Annotated in this window: 21 protein-coding genes; 12 read left to right on the forward strand and 9 right to left on the reverse strand. The window is 41.3% G+C overall.

Annotated elements, in window-relative coordinates:
• Positions 1-52 precede the first annotated feature (52 nt).
• A complete protein-coding gene (locus tag N482_RS19505) occupies positions 53-1492 on the forward strand; it encodes an SLC13 family permease (RefSeq protein WP_419555048.1) in 1440 nt (479 codons plus the stop codon).
• A 270-nt stretch (positions 1493-1762) separates the two neighbouring features.
• Entirely contained in the window at positions 1763-3154 is a 1392-nt protein-coding gene (locus tag N482_RS19510; protein WP_063378647.1) for an aldehyde dehydrogenase family protein, read from the forward strand.
• A gap of 23 nt (positions 3155-3177) precedes the next feature.
• On the opposite strand, the gene N482_RS19515 is transcribed toward N482_RS19510, so the two are convergent.
• Positions 3178-3906, reverse strand: coding sequence for a tetratricopeptide repeat protein (locus N482_RS19515; RefSeq protein ID WP_063378648.1), 729 nt, complete (start codon positions 3904-3906; stop codon positions 3178-3180).
• A gap of 326 nt (positions 3907-4232) precedes the next feature.
• On the opposite strand from N482_RS19515, the gene N482_RS19520 reads away from it, so the two are divergent.
• Both N482_RS19520 and N482_RS19525 read left to right on the forward strand, forming a co-directional pair.
• A complete protein-coding gene (locus tag N482_RS19520) occupies positions 4233-5045 on the forward strand; it encodes a DUF6279 family lipoprotein (RefSeq protein ID WP_063378649.1) in 813 nt (270 codons plus the stop codon).
• Positions 5046-5108: 63 nt separating this feature from the next.
• The gene (locus N482_RS19525; RefSeq protein ID WP_063378650.1) at positions 5109-5513 is read left to right on the forward strand and encodes a VOC family protein; all 405 of its coding nucleotides are present in this window, start codon (positions 5109-5111) and stop codon (positions 5511-5513) included.
• An 85-nt stretch (positions 5514-5598) separates the two neighbouring features.
• Here N482_RS19525 and N482_RS19530 read toward each other — a convergent pair whose 3' ends face one another.
• Together N482_RS19530 and N482_RS19535 are read right to left on the reverse strand one after the other, a co-directional pair.
• A complete protein-coding gene (locus N482_RS19530) occupies positions 5599-6234 on the reverse strand; it encodes a flavin reductase family protein (RefSeq protein ID WP_063378651.1) in 636 nt (211 codons plus the stop codon).
• A 4-nt stretch (positions 6235-6238) separates the two neighbouring features.
• Positions 6239-6958, reverse strand: a complete 720-nt coding sequence (locus N482_RS19535; RefSeq protein WP_063378652.1) for an SDR family NAD(P)-dependent oxidoreductase — start codon at positions 6956-6958, stop codon at positions 6239-6241.
• Between the two features lie 177 nt (positions 6959-7135).
• Between N482_RS19535 and ppc the strand changes: the two genes are divergently transcribed.
• From ppc to cdd, 3 genes are all read left to right on the forward strand, one after another.
• Positions 7136-9769 (forward strand): phosphoenolpyruvate carboxylase, encoded by a 2634-nt coding sequence (gene ppc, locus N482_RS19540; RefSeq protein WP_063378653.1) that lies wholly within the window; start codon positions 7136-7138, stop codon positions 9767-9769.
• Positions 9770-9961: 192 nt separating this feature from the next.
• A complete protein-coding gene (locus N482_RS19545; RefSeq protein ID WP_063378654.1) occupies positions 9962-10330 on the forward strand; it encodes a hypothetical protein in 369 nt (122 codons plus the stop codon).
• Positions 10331-10373: 43 nt separating this feature from the next.
• Entirely contained in the window at positions 10374-11237 is an 864-nt protein-coding gene (gene cdd / locus N482_RS19550; RefSeq protein WP_063378655.1) for a cytidine deaminase, read from the forward strand.
• 8 nt (positions 11238-11245) lie between these two features.
• Here cdd and udp read toward each other — a convergent pair whose 3' ends face one another.
• Positions 11246-12010, reverse strand: coding sequence for a uridine phosphorylase (udp, locus tag N482_RS19555; protein ID WP_063371104.1), 765 nt, complete (start codon positions 12008-12010; stop codon positions 11246-11248).
• Positions 12011-12266: 256 nt separating this feature from the next.
• Between udp and N482_RS19560 the strand changes: the two genes are divergently transcribed.
• From N482_RS19560 to N482_RS19570, 3 genes are all read left to right on the forward strand, one after another.
• The gene (locus N482_RS19560; protein WP_063378656.1) at positions 12267-13046 is read left to right on the forward strand and encodes a DUF2189 domain-containing protein; all 780 of its coding nucleotides are present in this window, start codon (positions 12267-12269) and stop codon (positions 13044-13046) included.
• Between the two features lie 283 nt (positions 13047-13329).
• Positions 13330-14442: an arginase family protein gene (locus N482_RS19565; RefSeq protein WP_063378657.1), complete on the forward strand. Its 1113-nt coding sequence runs from the start codon at positions 13330-13332 to the stop codon at positions 14440-14442.
• Positions 14443-14601: 159 nt separating this feature from the next.
• Positions 14602-15300: a substrate-binding periplasmic protein gene (locus N482_RS19570; protein WP_231100901.1), complete on the forward strand. Its 699-nt coding sequence runs from the start codon at positions 14602-14604 to the stop codon at positions 15298-15300.
• Positions 15301-15340: 40 nt separating this feature from the next.
• Here N482_RS19570 and N482_RS19575 read toward each other — a convergent pair whose 3' ends face one another.
• Together N482_RS19575 and N482_RS19580 are read right to left on the reverse strand one after the other, a co-directional pair.
• Entirely contained in the window at positions 15341-15589 is a 249-nt protein-coding gene (locus N482_RS19575) for a VF530 family DNA-binding protein (RefSeq protein ID WP_063378659.1), read from the reverse strand.
• Positions 15590-15614: 25 nt separating this feature from the next.
• Complete coding sequence (locus N482_RS19580; protein ID WP_063378660.1) at positions 15615-15899, reverse strand: DUF1496 domain-containing protein; 285 nt, start codon at positions 15897-15899, stop codon at positions 15615-15617.
• A gap of 191 nt (positions 15900-16090) precedes the next feature.
• On the opposite strand from N482_RS19580, the gene N482_RS19585 reads away from it, so the two are divergent.
• On the forward strand, positions 16091-16321 hold the full coding sequence (locus N482_RS19585; protein ID WP_063378661.1) for a TIGR02647 family protein: 231 nt from the start codon (positions 16091-16093) through the stop codon (positions 16319-16321).
• Positions 16322-16336: 15 nt separating this feature from the next.
• Here the strand turns inward: N482_RS19585 and maiA are convergent, their stop codons facing one another.
• Entirely contained in the window at positions 16337-16963 is a 627-nt protein-coding gene (gene maiA / locus N482_RS19590; protein WP_063378662.1) for a maleylacetoacetate isomerase, read from the reverse strand.
• 73 nt (positions 16964-17036) lie between these two features.
• Positions 17037-18332 carry a homogentisate 1,2-dioxygenase gene (hmgA, locus tag N482_RS19595; RefSeq protein ID WP_063378663.1) on the reverse strand — a complete coding sequence of 432 codons (1296 nt, stop codon included), beginning with the start codon at positions 18330-18332 and terminating at the stop codon, positions 17037-17039.
• Between the two features lie 120 nt (positions 18333-18452).
• Between hmgA and N482_RS19600 the strand changes: the two genes are divergently transcribed.
• Positions 18453-18908, forward strand: coding sequence for a MarR family winged helix-turn-helix transcriptional regulator (locus N482_RS19600; protein ID WP_063378664.1), 456 nt, complete (start codon positions 18453-18455; stop codon positions 18906-18908).
• A 35-nt stretch (positions 18909-18943) separates the two neighbouring features.
• Here N482_RS19600 and N482_RS19605 read toward each other — a convergent pair whose 3' ends face one another.
• Positions 18944-19615: a hypothetical protein gene (locus tag N482_RS19605; protein ID WP_063378665.1), complete on the reverse strand. Its 672-nt coding sequence runs from the start codon at positions 19613-19615 to the stop codon at positions 18944-18946.
• Positions 19616-19784 lie beyond the last annotated feature (169 nt).

The raw sequence follows: 19784 nt of genomic DNA on the forward strand, positions 1-19784 counted from the left end.
GCCTCCTTATTTACAACGCATAATTATAAAAAACACAAAAATGACAGAAACAATGAATAAAGGCAGTGCGCATTTAGATAAATTATGGCTGTTTTTGGGCCCATTTCTTTTCTTACTGACATGTTTTACTAGCAGTCCCGAGGGGTTGTCCGAGCAAGGGTGGAGAACCGCAGGTCTTGCAATGTGGCTTGCCGTTTGGTGGGTAAGTGAAACAGTACCAATTCCGGTAACGTCTTTAGTACCCCTATTGGCGGTACCGCTGGCTGGCATTAACGATATTAAAAGTACATCATCTGCTTATTCTCACCCTTTAATCTTTTTGTTTTTAGGTGGGTTTCTTATCTCAATTGCGATGGAAAAGTCGCAACTGCACAAACGCATAGCACTTAAAACTATGCTTAAGAGTGGTACCAACCCTAAATATCAAATCCTTGCAATGATGTTGGTAAGCGGCTTTTTATCAATGTGGATAAATAACACCGCTACAACTTTGATGTTATTACCCATCGCACTGTCTGTGATCCATGTACTACAAAGTAACGGTAATGGCTGTGATAATTACGCTAAAGCATTACTGTTAGCAATTGCCTATAGTGCGAGTTTAGGTGGGGTAGGAACGATAATAGGTACTGCACCGAATGCGTTGATGGTTGCATATCTGTGGGACAATTATCAGATTAAAATTGGATTCGCACAATGGATGATTGTTGCTGTGCCCTTTACTTTTGGCATGATCCTATTGTGTTGGGTGTGGTTGACAAAGTTTGCGTTTAAATTGACACCACAAGAAGAAAATTCGGCGCTGACGGAGGTATTTTCTTCTCAACTGGCTGAGCTAGGCAAAATGTCATTGGCACAAAAGAATGTGTTATTTGTCTTTTTATTCGCTGTATTTGGCTGGCTTTTAAGACCATATTTACAGACTTGGACGGGCTTAGGCATTACAGATACTGGAATTGCGATTGCTGCATCCATTTTGCTGTTTGTATTACCAGCGAGTGAAGATGGCCAAAAGGTAATGGATTGGGCAGCTGCCAAAGATGTCCCGTGGGGTATATTATTGTTGTTTGGTGGTGGGTTGACACTTGCAAGTCAAATAAAGGGGTCTGGACTTGCGGCATATATTGCAAATGTTCTAGCTGGTGCGAGCGCAATACCGATTGTTCTTGGTGTCATTGCCGTTGCTGCGCTCATAACTTTCTTAACTGAGCTCACAAGTAACACGGCTACCGCTGCTGGCTTTTTACCTTTACTTGGACCGGTTGCAGAACAAGTGACTGGAACTCCTCTAATATGGATCATTCCAGCTGCAATGGCTGCAAGTTGTGCTTTTATGATGCCAGTTGCGACGCCGCCTAATGCGATTGTTTTTGGCTCCGGTGAAATTCGGATCAGGGATATGGTGAAAGCTGGATTTGTACTAAACATAATCGCTATCACAATGATCAGTATTTTGACATTGACCGTTGCTAAGTGGGTCTTTGCTTTCTAAAATTCAAGTAATGGGGCTACGAATTAACAGTAGCTCCATCATTTTCACTATTCTCAATTAAAAGCTTCGCGCATTCGTCAATTTGGTTTTACATTTAGTTTACAAGCTAGTGGTTCACAAATTTCTCTGATACTATCTTTTGAAATCGTCGCTGACGAAAAGTCGATATTGATTGCTGTGCTTTTAGTTCACGTGTATTGAGGTCACTGTAGCTTGTCGTGATAACCACCAAGTGAAAAAACTGGGTAACTAGAGAATGAGGAATCACCTGTGAAATCTGAACGAGACTCAGAGCTTGAGCAAAAATTATTTAGGTTGAAAACCTCTTTTCTAGCAGAGCCATACACCTCAAGCGCATTGAGAATTGAAAAGCTAAAAGTCTTGAAATCGGCGATTGTTAACTATAAGTCTGCGCTTGTTGAAGCAGCTCGAAAAGATTTTAGCCAAAGAGCAGAGTTAGATACCGTCATGGCAGATATGATTCCAACGGTGAATCATATTGAATATATTTGTCGTAACCTTAAACACTGGATGAAGCCAGATAAACGCAATCCGGGTTTAGAATTTTTGCCTTCGCGCACATATGTTGAATATGTGCCAAAAGGCGTTGTTGGCATTATCGCGCCTTGGAATTACCCGATACAACTTTCACTTGTCCCTTTAGCGACTGCAATTGGGGCAGGTAACAAAGTAATGTTGAAGCTCAGTGAGCATACACCCAATGTAAATGAGGTGATCAAATCTATTTTGTCAGGTTTATCAGCTGAGTGTACGGTTATAGAAGGTGATGCAGAGACGGGGGGGAAATTCAGCGAACTTCTTTTTAATCATCTGTTTTTTACCGGCTCCAGTCACATAGGCAAAAAAGTATACCAAGCGAGTGCCAGTAATTTGGTTCCAGTCACGTTGGAGTTAGGTGGAAAGTCGCCGGTCATTGTGTTAAGTGATGCAAATATAGAAAAAGTAGTATTAGATTTAGCTTTCACTAAGCTCATGAATTGCGGACAGATATGTGTTGCGCCTGATTATGTATTGGTGCATCAAGAAGTTTTTGACGCCTTAGTGTGTAAGCTCAAAGAAAAGTTTGAAAGTATGCATACCATCAATGACAGTTCTGGGTTATTGAATGAGCGCCATAAGACGAGGCTGGTCTCTATGTTGGAACAAGCCAAATCCAAGGGGGTGTCGGTGTGGCACTCTAAACCTTTGGAAGCTGCCGTAGCAAGTGACTTTGGAGTACACCTTGTTTTTGAGCCTCCAAGGGGTTTGAAAGTGATGCAAGAAGAGGTCTTTGGCCCAATATTAAGTATCTTTAAAGTGAGAGATCTTGAGCACGCCCAAAGTATCGTAAGAAGCACAGAAGTTCCGTTAGCGTGTTATTTATATACCAGTGATAAATGTGCGCAAAATGATGTTAAATATCGGCTGGAGTGCGGTTCTTTAAGTATTAATGAGATGCTTTTACATGTAGCCGTTGCTGATTTACCGTTTGGTGGTGTGGGAAGTTCAGGAATAGGGCAGTATCATTCCATTGAAGGGTTTAAAACGTTTAGTCACGGTAAAGGTATCTTTCACTCTAGTGACAAAGCCTGGCGTAGCAAGCTGTTTGATAAATACAGCCACCTCATCGGAAAAATACTGACATGGCTGTATCTTAAGTAACTTGTAAGCGCGGTCGTTGGTTATTACTCGGTAAATCCACTCCCTGCTATATATGTACCAGCCTGAATCTTATGATAAATCTCGTTGGCTATCCTTTGCCCCCTTTCTATCTGAGATCTAGACATGCTTTGCTCGTCTAGTTGTCGGCTTTCTGTTGCGGGTTGATATCCATTAAATTCGGCTAAAGTATTCCAAATGTAAGAACGCTCAATATTTTTTTGGATGCCTAAGCCTTGGTAATATAGTAAGGCAAGATTAAACATTGCCAAAGTGTAATTATTTGCGGCTGCTCTTTCATACCAAAAGCGCGCCTGCAAGTAATCTTGAGTGACACCATCACCGTTAGCATGCATAACGCCCAAATTATACTGTGCTGCTGGTAAATTCTTTTTAGCGGCTTGAGAGAACAAATCGACGGCTTTTTGCTTGTCTAGTTTGACGCCTCTGCCTTCTTCGTACATAACAGCCAACGCGAACATTGCATCAGAGCTCCCAAGTTTTACCGCGCGTTGTAGCAATTCTGCGGCTTTTCTGGGATCTCTAGGTACTCCGTATCCACCATCATACATTTTGGCAAGTTCATACATACCGGGCGCATAGCCCATATCAACAAGGTATCTAAATTCTTTCAGCGCGACATCGAACTTACCCATGTTGGCAGCTGCAATGCCTTCTTCTAAGGTCGCAAAGGAAGGGGCTGAGCAGGTAATAAGCCCCGTTAACACAAAGGTTCGAGTTATTTTTTGCCACATGGCGTTTCTCCTTATAGCACAGGGGGGATAAAATTAGTTTAATGCACCTAGTGCAATTTACCAGTTTAGATTATAAGCTTTTGAAGGGAAATAAAAAAAGCCCTAATAGGGCTTTTTCGTTTCATATCAACCGTCACCGATATGAGCAATGTAATGTAGCAAGTAAATGAGTACGTTAAATAACTAGGTCGAATAGTCATTTCACTATTATCAAATAAAAAGCTAAATGCGTATAACCAGTCTTTAATGTCTCATTGAGAATGATTATCAATAACTTTTTCCTTGATGTCAACTCTAAATGATAATTAATTGTATTTGAGGTTTTAATGAGAAAACATCTAATTGTTTTTATTGCACTATTTACACTGAGTGGCTGCTTATACGAAACCATGTATAAAAATGCAGACCGATTAGCTTTGAACCGATTAGAAGATATTGTTGAATTATCGGATGAGCAAGAGGAATACTTTTTGATGTCATTCAATGCTTTTCAGTTAGTACATCAAAAAGAGTATATGCCTGAGTACCTTAAATGGTTGAAAATGCTAAAGAGTGAATGGCTGTTGCTTGATGAATCGCAGCTTAAACAGTTGGCTGATGAAGTACAAACGCATTGGTTTGAGGTTACAGAACGTATAAATAAGCCAACCATGGCATTACTACTTGGGTTCGACAAGCAACAAAAGCAACAGTTAATGAGTACTTTAAAAGAGCGAGCCCAAAGTCGAGCAAAAAATAGAGATAGACTCGAAAGAGTCATTGAGCGCTTTGAAGATATATTGGGTGACCTTTCGCCGAAGCAGCGCGGCATCATAACTAATTACTTAGATGAAACTGAATACAACCGAGAGGTATGGAATTTACATACACAGAGTAGGCTAAAAAATTTTGACTCTGTATTGGTGTTAAAAACACCACTGAAACAGGCTGAACGACAGTTAATGGCTCGCAGTGTCTTTAACTCAATGCATGGTGCTCCTAGTCATTTGAAGCGTATTAGGTCGCAGTGGGTGAACAAGCAAATTAAACTGCTCATAAATATGAGGGAAACTTTATCTCCATCTCAAAAACAGCATGTTGATGGGTTTCTCCAGAACTGGATAGATGTCGTTGACGAGTTAAGTAAAGCGCAGCTTTAGATCTTTCATATTTTGCGGAGTGTTGTGTTGCATCGGTGGTTTTATTGCCCTAGGAGGTGGGAAATGAAATTATCTTTCCATGTGAACTTTGATGGTCGGTGTGCTGAGGCTTTTTCATTTTACGAAGAGAAGGTAGGTGGGATCATAGGTTCGCTCTTGGCGTACAAAGACTCGCCGTTAAAAGGTAGCGTGCCTATTGATTGGCAAGGAAAGATTATTCATGGTGTGATATCTATCGATAATTTTGAATTGGTAGGGACCGATTCAGTCCCAGAGGAATACGAACAGCCCAAAGGTTTTTGTTTGCAACTCAGGCTACCTTCAAATGAACAAGTAGAGACATTATTTGATGCGTTTAAAGAGGAGGGACAAGTAATTCTTCCACCTCAAAAAACTTTTTGGTCACCTTGCTATGCGATCGTGAACGACCGATTTGGTATACCCTGGAAGTTTAATTGCGTACCATAAGTTGGCTATTAGCATCTTAATGGAGTTGTCAGTAATATGTCAGAGTATTACACCGAGGGCCTACACAGATAAGGCCCGTTTACGATTATTGGTGCTTTGTTGATACCTGCTTGTCTGGCTTGGCGTATTCTAAACGAGCGAGTTTTTGGGTCGTATGATAACAATCTAGTCCAGATACCGCCACGGTATCTAGTTGCTCGATATTGATATATCCATCCTCATTAACTGCACCGCTGGGCACTTCTACATGCACAATTTCACCGATCACAAGGACTGTTTTATTGAGTTCGATAGTCTGATACTCACGTAGTTTAAGACCAATTTTAACTTGGCTTTGTGCAACAAAAGGTGCCTCAAACTCTTCGTGATAGTGAGGAGTTAAGCCTGTTTCTGTAAACTCTGATTGAAGCTCGTCATATCTGGCAGAGGTTTGATGTGCCTCTTGCCAAATTAGGGAGTTGACGTGGTTGATTGTGTACTTTTCTGTTTCAATGATATTTTCGAGTGTATCCCGCCTCACACTGTGAGGCCGAAAAATGACGCCCATCAGTGGTGGATTTGCACCTAAGTGAAAAACTGAACTGACGATAGACAGGTTTTCGTCACCTTTTAAGCTACGGGTGCCTATCAAGTTTGCGCTTTTGTAGCCCGACAGAGAATTAACGAAATGAGCCCTGTATCGCTCGTGAAACTGTGCTATATCAGCATTTTTTAAAATCATTGTGTCACCAACTTATGGTTCTCCCCTGCCAATCTATAAAATCTACTTCACCATTAAATTCTCTATTTTTCTCGAACTTGTTTAGCTGTTCGGCGACAAAGGCTGGTGTAAATAGCTTGTTTTGGGGAACATTATTTTGAAATGGTTTCGATAATTCTGAGTCTGTGGTGCCTGGATGAAATAGCATTAACTTGGCGTTGCATTTACGCCTTGCAAGTTCTACTGATGCAGTTTTAAACAACATATTTAGGGCCGCTTTTGATGCACGATAACTATACCAGCCTCCCAATTTGTTGTCGCTGATACTTCCGATCCGCGCGCTCAGGGCTGTGAAAACACAGGGCGCTTCTGTGGAAAGCAAGTAAGGCATAAATGCTTGCATCCAGCTGAATGGTATTGTGGTGTTTACGTGCAAAAGCGTGCCAAAATAATCGTTATCAAAGGACTCAATCCTTTTTTCCGGCATTTTGTCGCTTGTATGCAAAACTCCGTTACACACAGTTATCGAACTTATTTTTGGATAAATACGTCCAATCTGTTCAGCTATAGTGTGTATACTTTGAGCAGAATAGTCACTTTCGTACATAGTCACGTACGGATGTTTGACGTTAACAGGTGTCCTGCTGACAGCTATTACATGCGTGTTGTGTTTCAACTTTTCATTTAAAACGGCTTTGCCTATAGCACCGTTAGCGCCAATTACGACGGCTATATCTTGGTTCATCATTGTCAAAGTAGATTATTTTTAAATATTACGATCAATTTTAGTATTTGGATCAATCGCTAATATTGGATGATTAATGGCTATATATGGACAGTGAGGGCTGTAATGAAATGGTCTTTTCATTTGCATTGGTTTGGCAGTATATTGGGTTGATTAATTAGTATTCAAGGAATGTGTATGGATCAGCAATATACAAATTTACGCCGCAATGTGAGTTTGCTTGGTGAGTGTTTAGGTGCAACTATCGAGCATGCACAAGGCGAAAAAGTGCTAGAAAAGGTAGAACAAATTAGACACCTTGCGAAGGCATCTAGAAGCGGCGATCACCAAGCTCGTCAGACGTTAATTGAAACCTTAAAATCGTTAAGTAATGAGGAATTACTTCCTGTTTGCAGGGCATTTAATCACTTTCTTAACCTTGCGAATGTTGCAGATCAGTATCATACAGTCTCTAAATCTGGCTCGCCAGAAGGACCCTTCGCGACTATTGAAGATACGCTCAAAACGCTGAAAGTTCGTGTCGAAAAAGGAGAGTGCTCACTTGAGGATGCTATGGGCGCTATTGAGGCTCTGCAAATAGAGCTTGTATTAACGGCGCATCCGACAGAAGTAACTCGAAGAACAATTATTAGCAAACATGTGGAGCTGAGTGATTGTTTAAAACAACTGGAAAATAATGACGCGGATAGTATCGAAAGAGAAAGCATACTATCACGCGTAGCACAGTTGATTTGCCAAGCATGGCACACCAATGAAATCCGAGACAAACGCCCTACACCTCTGGAAGAGGCAAAGTGGGGGTTCGCGGTTGTAGAAAACAGCTTGTGGCATGCTATCCCTCAGTTCGTTGATAATTTAAGTAAGTTGGTTAATCAATATTTACATGTTGACTTACCTCTTAATTATTCCCCACTTAAACTTGCTTCTTGGATGGGGGGGGACCGAGACGGAAACCCGAATGTTACGGCAGAAGTGACACAGAGCGTACTCGATCATGGAAGGTGGATGGCGCTTGATTTGTATTACCGTGATTTAGATAAATTAAGTGCTGAACTTTCGATGTGCGAAGCAAATGAAACGCTACTTGCGATGACTCATGGTAGCGGCGAACCTTACCGTCAACTGTTGAAGTCCCTCAAAGCTGATTTAAGGGAAACAATTAACCATTTGGAAGACAAAATCAAAGGTTTTCCGAGTTCCAGTAGTGATAAGATCCGTTTTACAGATCAGCTTAGAGCACCGTTACTTGCCTGTTTTAATTCCCTTAATGAGCAAGGAATGGAAGTGATTGCGAAAGGACTACTTCAGGACGTATTACGCCGCTTAGACTGTTTTGGTGTGCATTTGTGTAAGCTCGATATTAGACAAGACTCCGCTAGGCACACAGAAGTGTTATCCGAGCTAACAGGGTATCTGGGAATAGGTGATTATGCACAATGGTCTGAGGCAGATAAACAAGCATTTTTACTGTCTGAATTAAGCTCAAGAAGGCCAGTTATCCCAAAACAATGGCAGCCAAGCGAAGCCGTACAAGAGGTTATCAATACATTTGAAACGATTGCAGTACAAGACAGAGCAGCACTGGGTATCTATGTCATATCAATGGCAAGAAACGCCTCAGATGTTTTGGCTGTGCAATTACTACTAAAAGAAAGCGGTGTCAGGTTTAATCTTCCTGTAGCCCCTTTATTTGAAACCCTAGATGATCTAAATCGTGCTCCAGAAGTGATGAAAGCACTCTTGAGCTCCAGCTGGTACAAAGGCCACCTTGCACATCAGCAGTATACTATGATTGGTTACTCTGATTCTGCAAAAGATGCGGGTATGATGGCCGCAGGCTGGGCGCAGTATCGTGCTATGGAGTCTTTAATCGCGTTGGGCGAGCAGCATAATATCAAAATGAAGCTGTTTCATGGCCGTGGGGGAACCATTGGTCGAGGAGGTGCGCCAGCACAACAGGCTTTGCGGTCGCAACCTCCTGGGTCATTAAAGAATGGTTTACGAGTCACAGAGCAGGGAGAGATGATCCGTTTTAAGTTTGGGTTGCCTAATGTCGCTATTCAAAGCCTGTCGCTGTATGCAAGTGCAATTGTTGAAAACAATTTGTTCCCACCTCCAACACCAAAATCACAATGGCGCGAAGCGATGGAGTTACTTAGCAAGGCATCTTGCGAGCAATACCGCAAGTACGTGCGCAATACGCCAGACTTTGTGCCTTATTTTAGAAGTGCAACGCCTGAAATTGAGCTAGCTAAGTTACCGCTTGGCTCGAGGCCTGCGAAACGTAATCCCCAAGGTGGCATTGAAAGTTTGAGAGCAATACCTTGGATATTTGCATGGAGTCAAAATAGGCTAATGCTACCAGCTTGGCTAGGTGCGAATGAGGGTATAAAAGCCGTGTTGAATCTGGGGGGGGAAGCATTAATTGAGGAAATGAGCGATTTATGGCCATTCTTTAGAACCCGTCTTGAGATGCTTGAGATGGTATTTTGCAAAACTGACCTTTGGCTAACAGAGTATTATGACGAGCGTTTAGTTCCGGACGATTTGCGTCCTATTGGTGAAAAACTGCGCATAGAATTGAAAGAAACAATGGAAGGTGTAAAAAGGTTAGCACCGAAAGGAAGTTTACTGTCAGCGCAACCTTGGGTAAAAGAGTCAATTAAATTAAGAAACCCTTACACAGATCCGCTTAACTTATTGCAGGTCGAGTTACTTAAGCGCACAAGAGCAGATGAAGATCAAAAGCTGGATAGCGCTTTGATGATCACCATGATGGGTATTGCAGCGGGTTTGCGCAATACAGGGTAATCCTATTTTCTTTAAAGTTTTAAAAGTAAACTTTTAAATAACAAATAGAAATAAAAAACCAACCCTTTAGGGTTGGTTTTTTATTTTTTACTAGTTTTTAAATCGTAATTTATTGACAGCCAGTCTCTATAAATTAAAATTCACGGCCACAATAGAACTTTTATAAGTTTAACTGAATATATAGAGTGAAAAATGTCATTGTTATCAACCAGCATTACCTACGACAAATCTACTTCATTAATCATGATGACGCTGAGAGGCTGCGCTGGTGTGGAGGACGTATTAAACGCATACAAAGCAGTGAAAAAATACTCTGAGTCGCATGGCAGCAATAAGGTGCTGGTGGATGTCTCTGAGTTGGAGCATAAATTTGCGGCAATCGATATCGTAAATGTAATGCCTAAAGTGGCGCATTACGTTTCAAATATGCAAATAGCGCGCGTAGTTGGCTTCGAAGGGTATATGCACGATTTGTTTTTACAAAAAGTAAAACGTTTTGGTATTCACGCTGAGAACTTTGAATGTTTCAAATCGGCAAAGGAATGGTTGAGTAACGCGTAAAAGGTGCGTAAACTGGCATGCCATATTCTATAATAATAAAGTTATGGTATTAATAGATAATAAAACTGAACTATTCATTGTTGAGTCTTGCAAACAGTCACATGGTGTGATTAAAGCGGGATTGGTCAATCAATTAATATCACAGTTTGAATGTGATATTAAATCCTTACAGCAAGCACTACTGCCAATAGCTGCAAAATTCGCACAAGCCCCAGTTTCTTCTTTTTATGTTGGTGCCGTTATTTTTGATAAAGTAACGGGCAATATGTATCTAGGTGCCAATTTAGAATTTAAACATCAAGCGTTGTCTTTGGTCGTCCATGCTGAGCAAGCAGCGATTAATAATGCATGGATCAATGGCGCAAAAGAAATCACCTCTATTGCGATCAATGCTGCCCCTTGTGGCTTTTGCCGCCAGTTTATGAATGAGCTCAGCACAGCAGATACGTTAGAAATTTTGTTACCTACAGGTAGGTATTCTCTTGAAGAACTCTTACCGTGTGATTTTGGTCCCAAAGATTTGGGTAACCAAGAGGCACTGATGGCACAAAGTGCAGAGCAAATAGAGATTTCTCTGCCGATTTCCGAGCAGCTCAAAGAGCAAGTTAGACTCGCTTATGTCCCCTACAGTAAAAATATGAGTGCGGCTGAGTTGGCGTTAACTGATGGGCGTGTTTTTTATGGTAGATATGCTGAAAATGCAGCGTATAGTCCAAGTTTGTCGCCGATGAGCAGCGTATTAAGTCAATTAGCATTGGCTGGTGAAACACTCGAAGGTGCAAAAGTTGAACGCGTGACACTGGTTGAAACTAAGGGCTGTGAGAACCAAAAAGCAGTTGCTCAAGCGGTCTTGACTAACTTAAATGGTGATTCATCCTTGTTGCACCATGTATTTGAGGCAAAGTAGGCGACTGCCTACTTTGTTTGAGTAACGATGATTTCAGCCGCTTTTATTACGACGGACACCGCTCGTTTTTCTACCATTTGATGGTCCACATCAGGTATTTCTTGTCTCGTTCTATTCACAAGTACACCGGCAATACACGCTGCCTTTAATCCCAGGGCTGCACACATTGTAAATAAAGTTGCAGATTCCATCTCATAATTCATGACATTTAATTTTTGCCATTCTTCACATGAGCCTTGGAATGCCTTAGAAACATACCCAGAGTAGGTATCATAGCGCTCTTGGCCTGGATAAAAGGTATCACTAGAAGCGGTGATACCAGTGTGGTATGGCACACCTTCATGTTCACAGGCTTTGACCATTGCTTGTGTTGAATGGAAGTCTGAAACAGCCGGATATGATAGTGGAGCAAAATGTTGACTCGCACCATCCAGTCTTACCGAAGCTGTACTAACCAATATGTCGCCTTCGTCAATATGAGGTTGAATCGCGCCGGTGGTGCCAATTCTCAAGAATGTTTTGATACCAAGTTGGGCAAGCTCTTCCACTGCAATAGACGTCGAAGGGCCACCGATGCCTGTAGAGCAAACAACAACAGGGTGACCTTTGATGTTTGCAAGGTATACGTGAAACTCTCTGGTTTGTGCCAAGCAGATGGGTTCTTCTAATTGATGTGCGATTCGCTTCGAGCGCTCTGGATCACCAGGGACAATTGCCAGCGTAGCGCCTTTAAGATCTGCTTGGGTTAACCCCAAATGAAATACCTTTTCCATAAAAAACCTTTTTATGTTCTAAAACGTAATGGTTAAAGTTACGGGCTTTTAAGTACAGGACACATGTCCGCTTTCTTTGACGGCAACAACTAAATAGTGAAATTACGACGTAACTATATCAGAGCATTAATAACATGGCCGTTTGAGACGTTACAGAGACTATTTTCTAACAAATTTAATAGTCAATTATTGCAATGCTTGCATGTTAGGCAGTGCTCATCTAAACCTTAATATAGCAATGTAGAGAGGAAACATTATGCCAACATCTCAACCTATCGATAAGAACCAAGAGTTTGCTCGGTGTTTAGAGAGCAATCAAATTAGTGCGCTAGCTCCATTCCATTGGTTATCATTGGCTTGCAAAGATATAATTAGAGCCCCAATGTTAAGCCTGATTTATGGCTTGGTGTTTAGCATAATTCCTGCATTTATTATGTGGCTGGTATTTCAGTCTGGTACTCATCTAGTTATTTTGCCTGCTTCAGTCGCATTCGCGTTAATTGGACCTGCATTCGCCGCTGGTTTATATGACGTCGCATGGGAATTGGAGAAAGGCCACAAGCCTACTCTGATGCATAGTTTAAAGTCTATGTTTAGAAACCCTGCGGGCGAGTGGGGGTTTGCGATTTTACTTATGGTCATTATGATTGTTTGGATGAGATTAGCGGCACTCATTCACGCGCTGTATCCAAATGTGCCAAACCCAACATTTGAGCAACTTCAGGCGTTTTTAGCCCTAGGATCTATTGTGGGAGGCATGCTCATGCTCTGTGTGTTTGCAATTTCAGCATTTACACCTCAGATCATGATGGAACGTAGAGTCGACATTATGACTGCAGTTGTTTCCTCTGTTAACGCGGTAAAAACGAATGCATCAGCGATGTTCGTATGGGGAGCAACGATTGTAACATTAGTGATTATTGGTTTCCTAACTGGGGCAGCTGGTTTTATCATCATTATGCCGTTACTAGCCTACGCAAGCTGGCACGGATATATCGCGATTATCAAAACGAAAAAGCCAAGAGGTTACGAATAAGTAGACGACTTCTTTGAATAATAAACCGCTGCACACCCAATGCGAATGTGATGCAGCGGTTGACTTATAAATCAGCCATGATATACCAGCCGTATTCCAACTTTGAATTTCTCTTAGGTCATCTTGTAATATATTTAAGGTATTGTTTATTTAGACTTTTTTTATTTAAATAAAGAGTTGTATGTGCCTTAACTTAAATTCAAGTCAGCTGAATTCAATCGCGTTGTACGTTTTTGAGATAGAGTTAATTTAGCATGATTATGCAATTTTTTAGGAGCACGCTATGAGCAACAGCAAATCACAATACCTTGAAAAACTAGAAAATTGTTTGTGCCCACCAGGTGATGGTGTATTCACTGTTAACACGGCAAAAGAAAGAAAAGAAGCACTACGGCAAAAGCTATATGGGCAAACTGAAGGCGTAGATACCCTTTGGATAGATTCTTTAAAAACAATAGAGCAAAGTGAGTACAAAGCAGCAATTCTGGGTATTAGCTCGGATTGTGGTGGCGGTATTCTTCGTGGTGCCAACTGGGGCCCTTTGTTTTTACGCAGTACGCTAATAGAACAGCAGCCGCAGACTTCTGCGTTTGATTTAGGCGACATACGTGTTATCCCTCACTTGTTGCACGACAAGTACTTAAACGAAGGTACGATTTCTAACTGCCAAAAAGCACTTTATCAAGATGAGAACAGCGAATACTTTGTAGCGCCGTTATCTATTACAGAAGATGTATGTGATGGGTTTTACAAACACTATCCTGACAAAGGCGTATTTGGTATTGGTGGTGACCATTCAATAAGTTACCCTCTTACAAAGGCATACTTAAAAGCGAAAAGAGAGCAGGGTAAACGTACAGCTATTATCCACTTTGATGCGCATACTGACCTTCTGGTTGAAAGGCTAGGTATCGATCTGTGCTTTGGTTCATGGTGTACACATATTCTTGAATTCTTACCAGCTCCGCACCACTTAATCCAGTTTGGTATTCGTTCAAGCGGTAAATCTAAAGAGCACTGGGAAGGTACATTCGGCGTTAAACAACATTGGGCACACGAAATTCGCTCAAAAGGCGCCGATGCGATAGTAGCGCAAGTGATTGAACAGCTCAAAGCAGACAAAGTAGATGAGCTATATGTAAGTTTTGACATTGATGCATTAGACGAAGAGTTTGCAGCAGCAACAGGAACGCCTGAGACTGGTGGATTAACACCTGATGAAGCGATGACCATTCTGACAGCTTTAGCGGAAGAGTTCCCTATCACAGGTGCAGATATGATGGAAATCGCACCGTTTACAGATAGTTCTTTAGCTGGTCAATCTAGTTCAGAAACAACGTTAAGAGAAGGTGCAAAGCTTTCAGCGTTTTTGATTGATGCAATGAACAAAGCTTAAAGCTTATTGAGAAGGAGCACTGTCTCCTTCTTTTCAACCTTGTTGATCCTTCAGACTAGTCTTCACACCTGCTTGGCAAATTTAATCATCCTATTTCACACTCTAGTTATTTTTTTCCTATAGTTTACATTGGAATCGCTATTGTAGATGGAGTCTAAGTTGTTTAAGTGTTTGCTTGTAATTTGTTTGATGATTTATGCCAACAGTGTCGACGCTCAATATAAATTGAATGTAGTTACAGAGAACTTTCCCAGCTTCCAATACCTTAATGGTGAAGGGGAGCTCGTGGGCTTGGCCGCAGATAAGGTCAGAACAGTATTAAGCAAAGCGAAAATTGATTACCACATAAGCGTGCAAACTTGGACTACGGCATATAATACAGCTGCAAGAGACAGTAACACGTGCATATTTTCAATGGCAAAAAATGATTTAAGGGGTGAAAAGTTCGATTGGATTTTTCCCATTAGCCAGTTTACGACATCATTTTATGCGCTTAAATCTTCAAGAATTACAATAGAATCCGTCGAAGATGCTAAGCAGTATAAGGTTGCTGTGATCAAAGATAACTACAGTCATCAATTTTTAGTCAAAAATGGTTTTATTGAAGGCTATAACTTAGTCTTGATTAACTCGTTTGAACGGGTGTTCGAGCTGTTAGAGGCACGTAGAAGCATTGTAGATTTGGTAATTTTAAGTGATAACCAGTTTAAAGTTAAACAACAAGAGCCAAGAAGCGCTCAACTAGAGCCAGTTTTGACATTAAAAAATATTAATACTCAGCTGTACTTTGCTTGCAATAAAAACATGTCTCCTCATATCTTGAAAAAGATTAAGCTTGCATATAAACAAGCTGAGTAATACATAGGCCTATTACTTGAAAAGTGGCATCACATCGCAGTTATTTTTTGGGTGTAGACGGCCAAGCGAACCTATGAAAGCAATCTAAATAAAGTTGCTCAACCTTTTCTCTAGCCCAAGGTGTTTTACGTAAAAATTTAAGGCTAGATTTTATAGATGGATCTGACTTAAAGCAGTTTATGTTGACCTGTTGAGCCATTTCTTGCCACCCAAGCTCAGATTCCAAGCGCTCTAAAATTTCTTGCAGTTTTAAACCGTGCAGTGGATTATTCGGTTGTTCAGTACTCATATTTTGTCTCATTTTTTACGACGCGCTAGTGTACTCGTATCTTACCACGTAAATCCAGCCTTTTTATTTCTCCTTGCTTATTCATTTTAAGCCAAACCAGCGGGCTATCGGGTTGATTTGCATATCTATGGCTGCAAATGTAAAGTTGATCAAACTGTTCAATAAGTGACCCCTCGCTATATTTTGATGAATTAAACCAGCATACACGCTCTGGGGCATCAACAAAGATGCGCGGAGATAGCTCTTTTGCATTAATGGGGTTGATAAATAAAAAAAGTATTAAAAATGCTAAAAAATTGATCTTATACATGGCATTACTCATAGTCTAGGCTAATGTTTATTAGGTCAAAGTAGCTAAAACAACAATAATACTTAGTAGCATGTTTGCTTGTTTGAACTACGGTCAAAGGGATTTTCGACGGCAGCGTCGTCGAACAAGTTATATCTAAATGTAAGCACAAGTCATGCCCGAATGGTAGCTTGATTGTAATAGGGGGAAGTATGGCATTTGACACGCAGTTAATGGCGGAACTTGAACTTTTAGCAAAATTTCCAAGGAGCAGTTTACACCAAGGTCTTAAAATACATAGCAGTGCTGATCAGAGCATTTTAGCAGCAGCAGAACGTTTGTTTGAAAAAGGCGTTATTGATCGTCCGGATGGGGGATATCTAACAGACTTGGGCCATGACTTGCTGTCCCATGTTGATCAAGTGCATGGAGCGCTCAAATAACGCTCCACATATTGATTAAGCTGCATCTGGCTGGTTTTCAGGTGCAGCCTTAATAAACGCGTCTAACGTGTTACAGTGCTCATAAATAGCGGCTATTTTAGGGAACTGTGACATATCTACTTTGAATCTAAGAGCATTAAAAACTTGAGGAACTAGGCAAAGGTCTGCCAAAGTTGGTTTGTCTCCAAAACAAAATGGTCCTTCGCCAAGTGTAGGCTCTAATCTCTTGAATCCTTCTATGATCCAGTGTCGATACCATGTAGTTTTTTGTTCATCAGTCACTTCGAGCTCATTGGCTAAATACTTTAGTACGCGAAGGTTATCAATCGGGTGGATATCGCAAGCGATTGCATAGCTGAAATTACGCACTTGTGCTTTTTGCCAAGGGTCGGTTGGCAGCAATGGTGTTTCAGGGTGGGTGTCTTCTAGCCATTCTAATATTGCTAAAGACTGTGCAAGTGTGCCTTGCTCAGTTTCCATTGCTGGTAATAAACCTTGCGGGTTTTTGTCCGTGTAAGGCTGTTGTTGTTGCTCAGATTTTAATAAGTTAACGGCTTCAAGCTCATGCTCTATACCTTTAAGATTTAATGCAATACGTACTCTATAAGCCGCAGATGAACGGAAATAAGTATACAGTTTCATTGTTGATCCTTTTTCACGACGAAGGCCACATGAAGTGGCCAATTTAAAGCGTTCTAGTTTAAACTACAGTAGATTATGCGCCTTTAAAGTATTTTTTGATGCCTTTCCAACAATCAGCATAATTCGGCTGACGCTCTTTACCCTCAAGTGCATATTTCGTCGGAGAAATCACGTAACGAGACTCGAACATAAACGCGAGTGTATTTTCGTAGCGCTGAGGCTCCAACTCCGCATTTGAAGCTTTTTCAAATACATCAGCTTCTGGGCCATGAGGCGACATGCAATTGTGCAAACTCATACCACCAGGAACAAAACCGTGTTCTTTTGCATCATATACACCTTCAATCAGGCCCATAAACTCACTCATGATATTACGGTGGTAATATGGTGGGCGGAATGTATTTTCAGCCACCATCCAGCGAGGAGGGAAGATGACAAAATCAACGTTTGCGACACCTTCTTGACCAGAAGGGGAGGTTAATACGGTGAAAATTGATGGATCTGGATGGTCAAAGCTTACCGTATTCATTACGTTAAAACGTGACAGCTCATACTTGTATGGGCCACTATTACCAGTCCAAGCGACAACATCTAATGGCGAATGACCTATATCACAACGGAATAAATTACCATTGAATTTAGATACGAGTTCGAAATCGCCTTCTAAGTCTTCAAAAGCGGCGACAGGGTATTGGAAGTCGCGCTCATTCGTATAACCGTTTGCGCCTACGGGACCACGCTCAGGCAGAATATATGGATGGCCATAGTTTTCGCAAATGTAACCTCTTACAGTTTCACTGATTAATTCTACACTGAACTTTAAACCTCGGGGAATGACTGCAATTTCACCTGGTTTGATTGCAAGCTTGCCGCATTCAGTATGTAGTACTAATTCACCCTGCTGTGGGACAAATAGTAATTCGCCATCAGCATTGTAAAAATAACGGCCTTCCATTGATGCATTTGCTACATATACATGAATACCGATACCTACTTGGCTATTTGCACTGCCATTTGCTGCCATTGTAATTAAGCCATCAATGAAGTCAGTTTTGTCGCTAGGCACTTCTACAGGGTTCCAACGCAGCATTGACGGAGGAGTAGGTACTTCGGTAATTGGGCCAGTACGAACTAGGCCGTTATCCATAGGTTGGTACTCACCTTGCAACACTGAAGGGCGAATACGGTAGAACCAGTTTCTACGGTTTTCGGCACGTGGTGCTGTAAAGGCCGTTGTATTATATTGCTCTGCATAAAGGTCGTATTTTACTTTTTGCGGTGAAAATTGACCTACAGGTAATGCGCCAGGTAAGGCTTCGGTTTCAAATTCGTTACCGAATCCTGTCATATATTCGAATTCTGTACTCATTTTACTTAGACTCCATTGATGTTTCCTGTAAGATACTCTCATGTGAGATTAATTGCAAACGTCCCTATTAAAGATGTACTGTAAATAAATGATTACAAAAAGTGAGAGGTACTTTCCATCATGAGCAAACAATCAATTTTGGATATTAGCCAGTTTTTACCTTATCAACTTGTCTCTTTATCGACTAAGGTCAGCGAAGACTTCGCGCAGGTTTATAGCACTGAAGCTGGCCTCACACAGGCGCAGTGGCGCGTGCTGTCCCACGTTTTTAATTTAGAAATTGCAACAGCAAAGCGAGTCTGTGAGTTGGCGAACATGGACAAATCTACAGTTTCTCGTGCTATTAAGCAGCTAGAAGAAAAGCGGTTACTTCAAATAACAAAGCATCCTACGGATAAACGCGCCAGTGTGCTACGAGCGACAGAAGAAGGGTTGAATGTCTATAAGCAATTAACGCCAAAAGCAAAAGAGTGGGAGAGCGCACTTTTATCCAATTTCACGGATAACGAAAAAACAACGCTTAGGGAGCTGATTGCCAAATTATCTATGTCGGTAGAAGAAAAAAGTGACAAATAAAAGGGCGTCAAATGATGCCCGAAAATTAAAACTGATTATAAGCTACGTAGCTTATTGATTACAGATTGGATTTTATCAAACTTAGTGCGTTTGTATTCAGCTTCTTTACGGTCTTTCAAGTTATCCCAATATTCACTGTCACCGGGGTATTGGGGCTCTACAACATAGGATGCTAGGTAATTGCCGTAAGGGTCTTTTAGCCAACAGGCGTATTCGACAACTTGGTCGTATGGATCTGGTGCCTCACAACCGCTGCGTAGCGGCAAATCGGCAGACTTTTTCTTACGCAGCATATTTTCTAGGTTGTTCGCGAGCGTATGTGCTTTTGTAGAAACAACACTTTTAGAGATGTAACCCTCTAAGTGCCTTTCTGTGTATATTGCAATACTGACCGAAGCCGCGAGTGCATAGGTGTCAGCCATGTAAAAGTAGTCATCGTTGTAGCGGTAATTCAATGCTCGGTGATTTATAACGTCTTCAGATTTGACAAGTAGAGCCGTTAATAATGCAAGGTCAGGTTGGCTGTGGCTAGCAGTATCAGCATAATGTTCCATTGAAGATTCAAGAGACCTGAACTCTGCGATAAAATCGTATTCTGCGTCTCTAACTATTTCTTCGCGTACGCGATCTTGTATCGCTTGTAAACTTGCTTCACTCAGCATGACATACTGAGGTCCACTAGAGCCAAAAACAGCATCTGCTAGCAATGACCCAAAGCCAGAAATAAGCTTGCTTTTAGCTTTGTCTAGTATGAGCTCACCGATTGAAGCTGTTTCTTCTTCTTGCTCTGTTGCATGGGCTGGAGATAGCGCTACACAACCAGAGATTGCTACGCTTATTAGAAGTTTTTTTAATTCCCGAATTCAAGTTCCAAGT

The organism is Pseudoalteromonas luteoviolacea NCIMB 1942, from assembly GCF_001625595.1.
GTDB classification, from domain to species: Bacteria; Pseudomonadota; Gammaproteobacteria; order Enterobacterales; family Alteromonadaceae; genus Pseudoalteromonas; species Pseudoalteromonas luteoviolacea_A.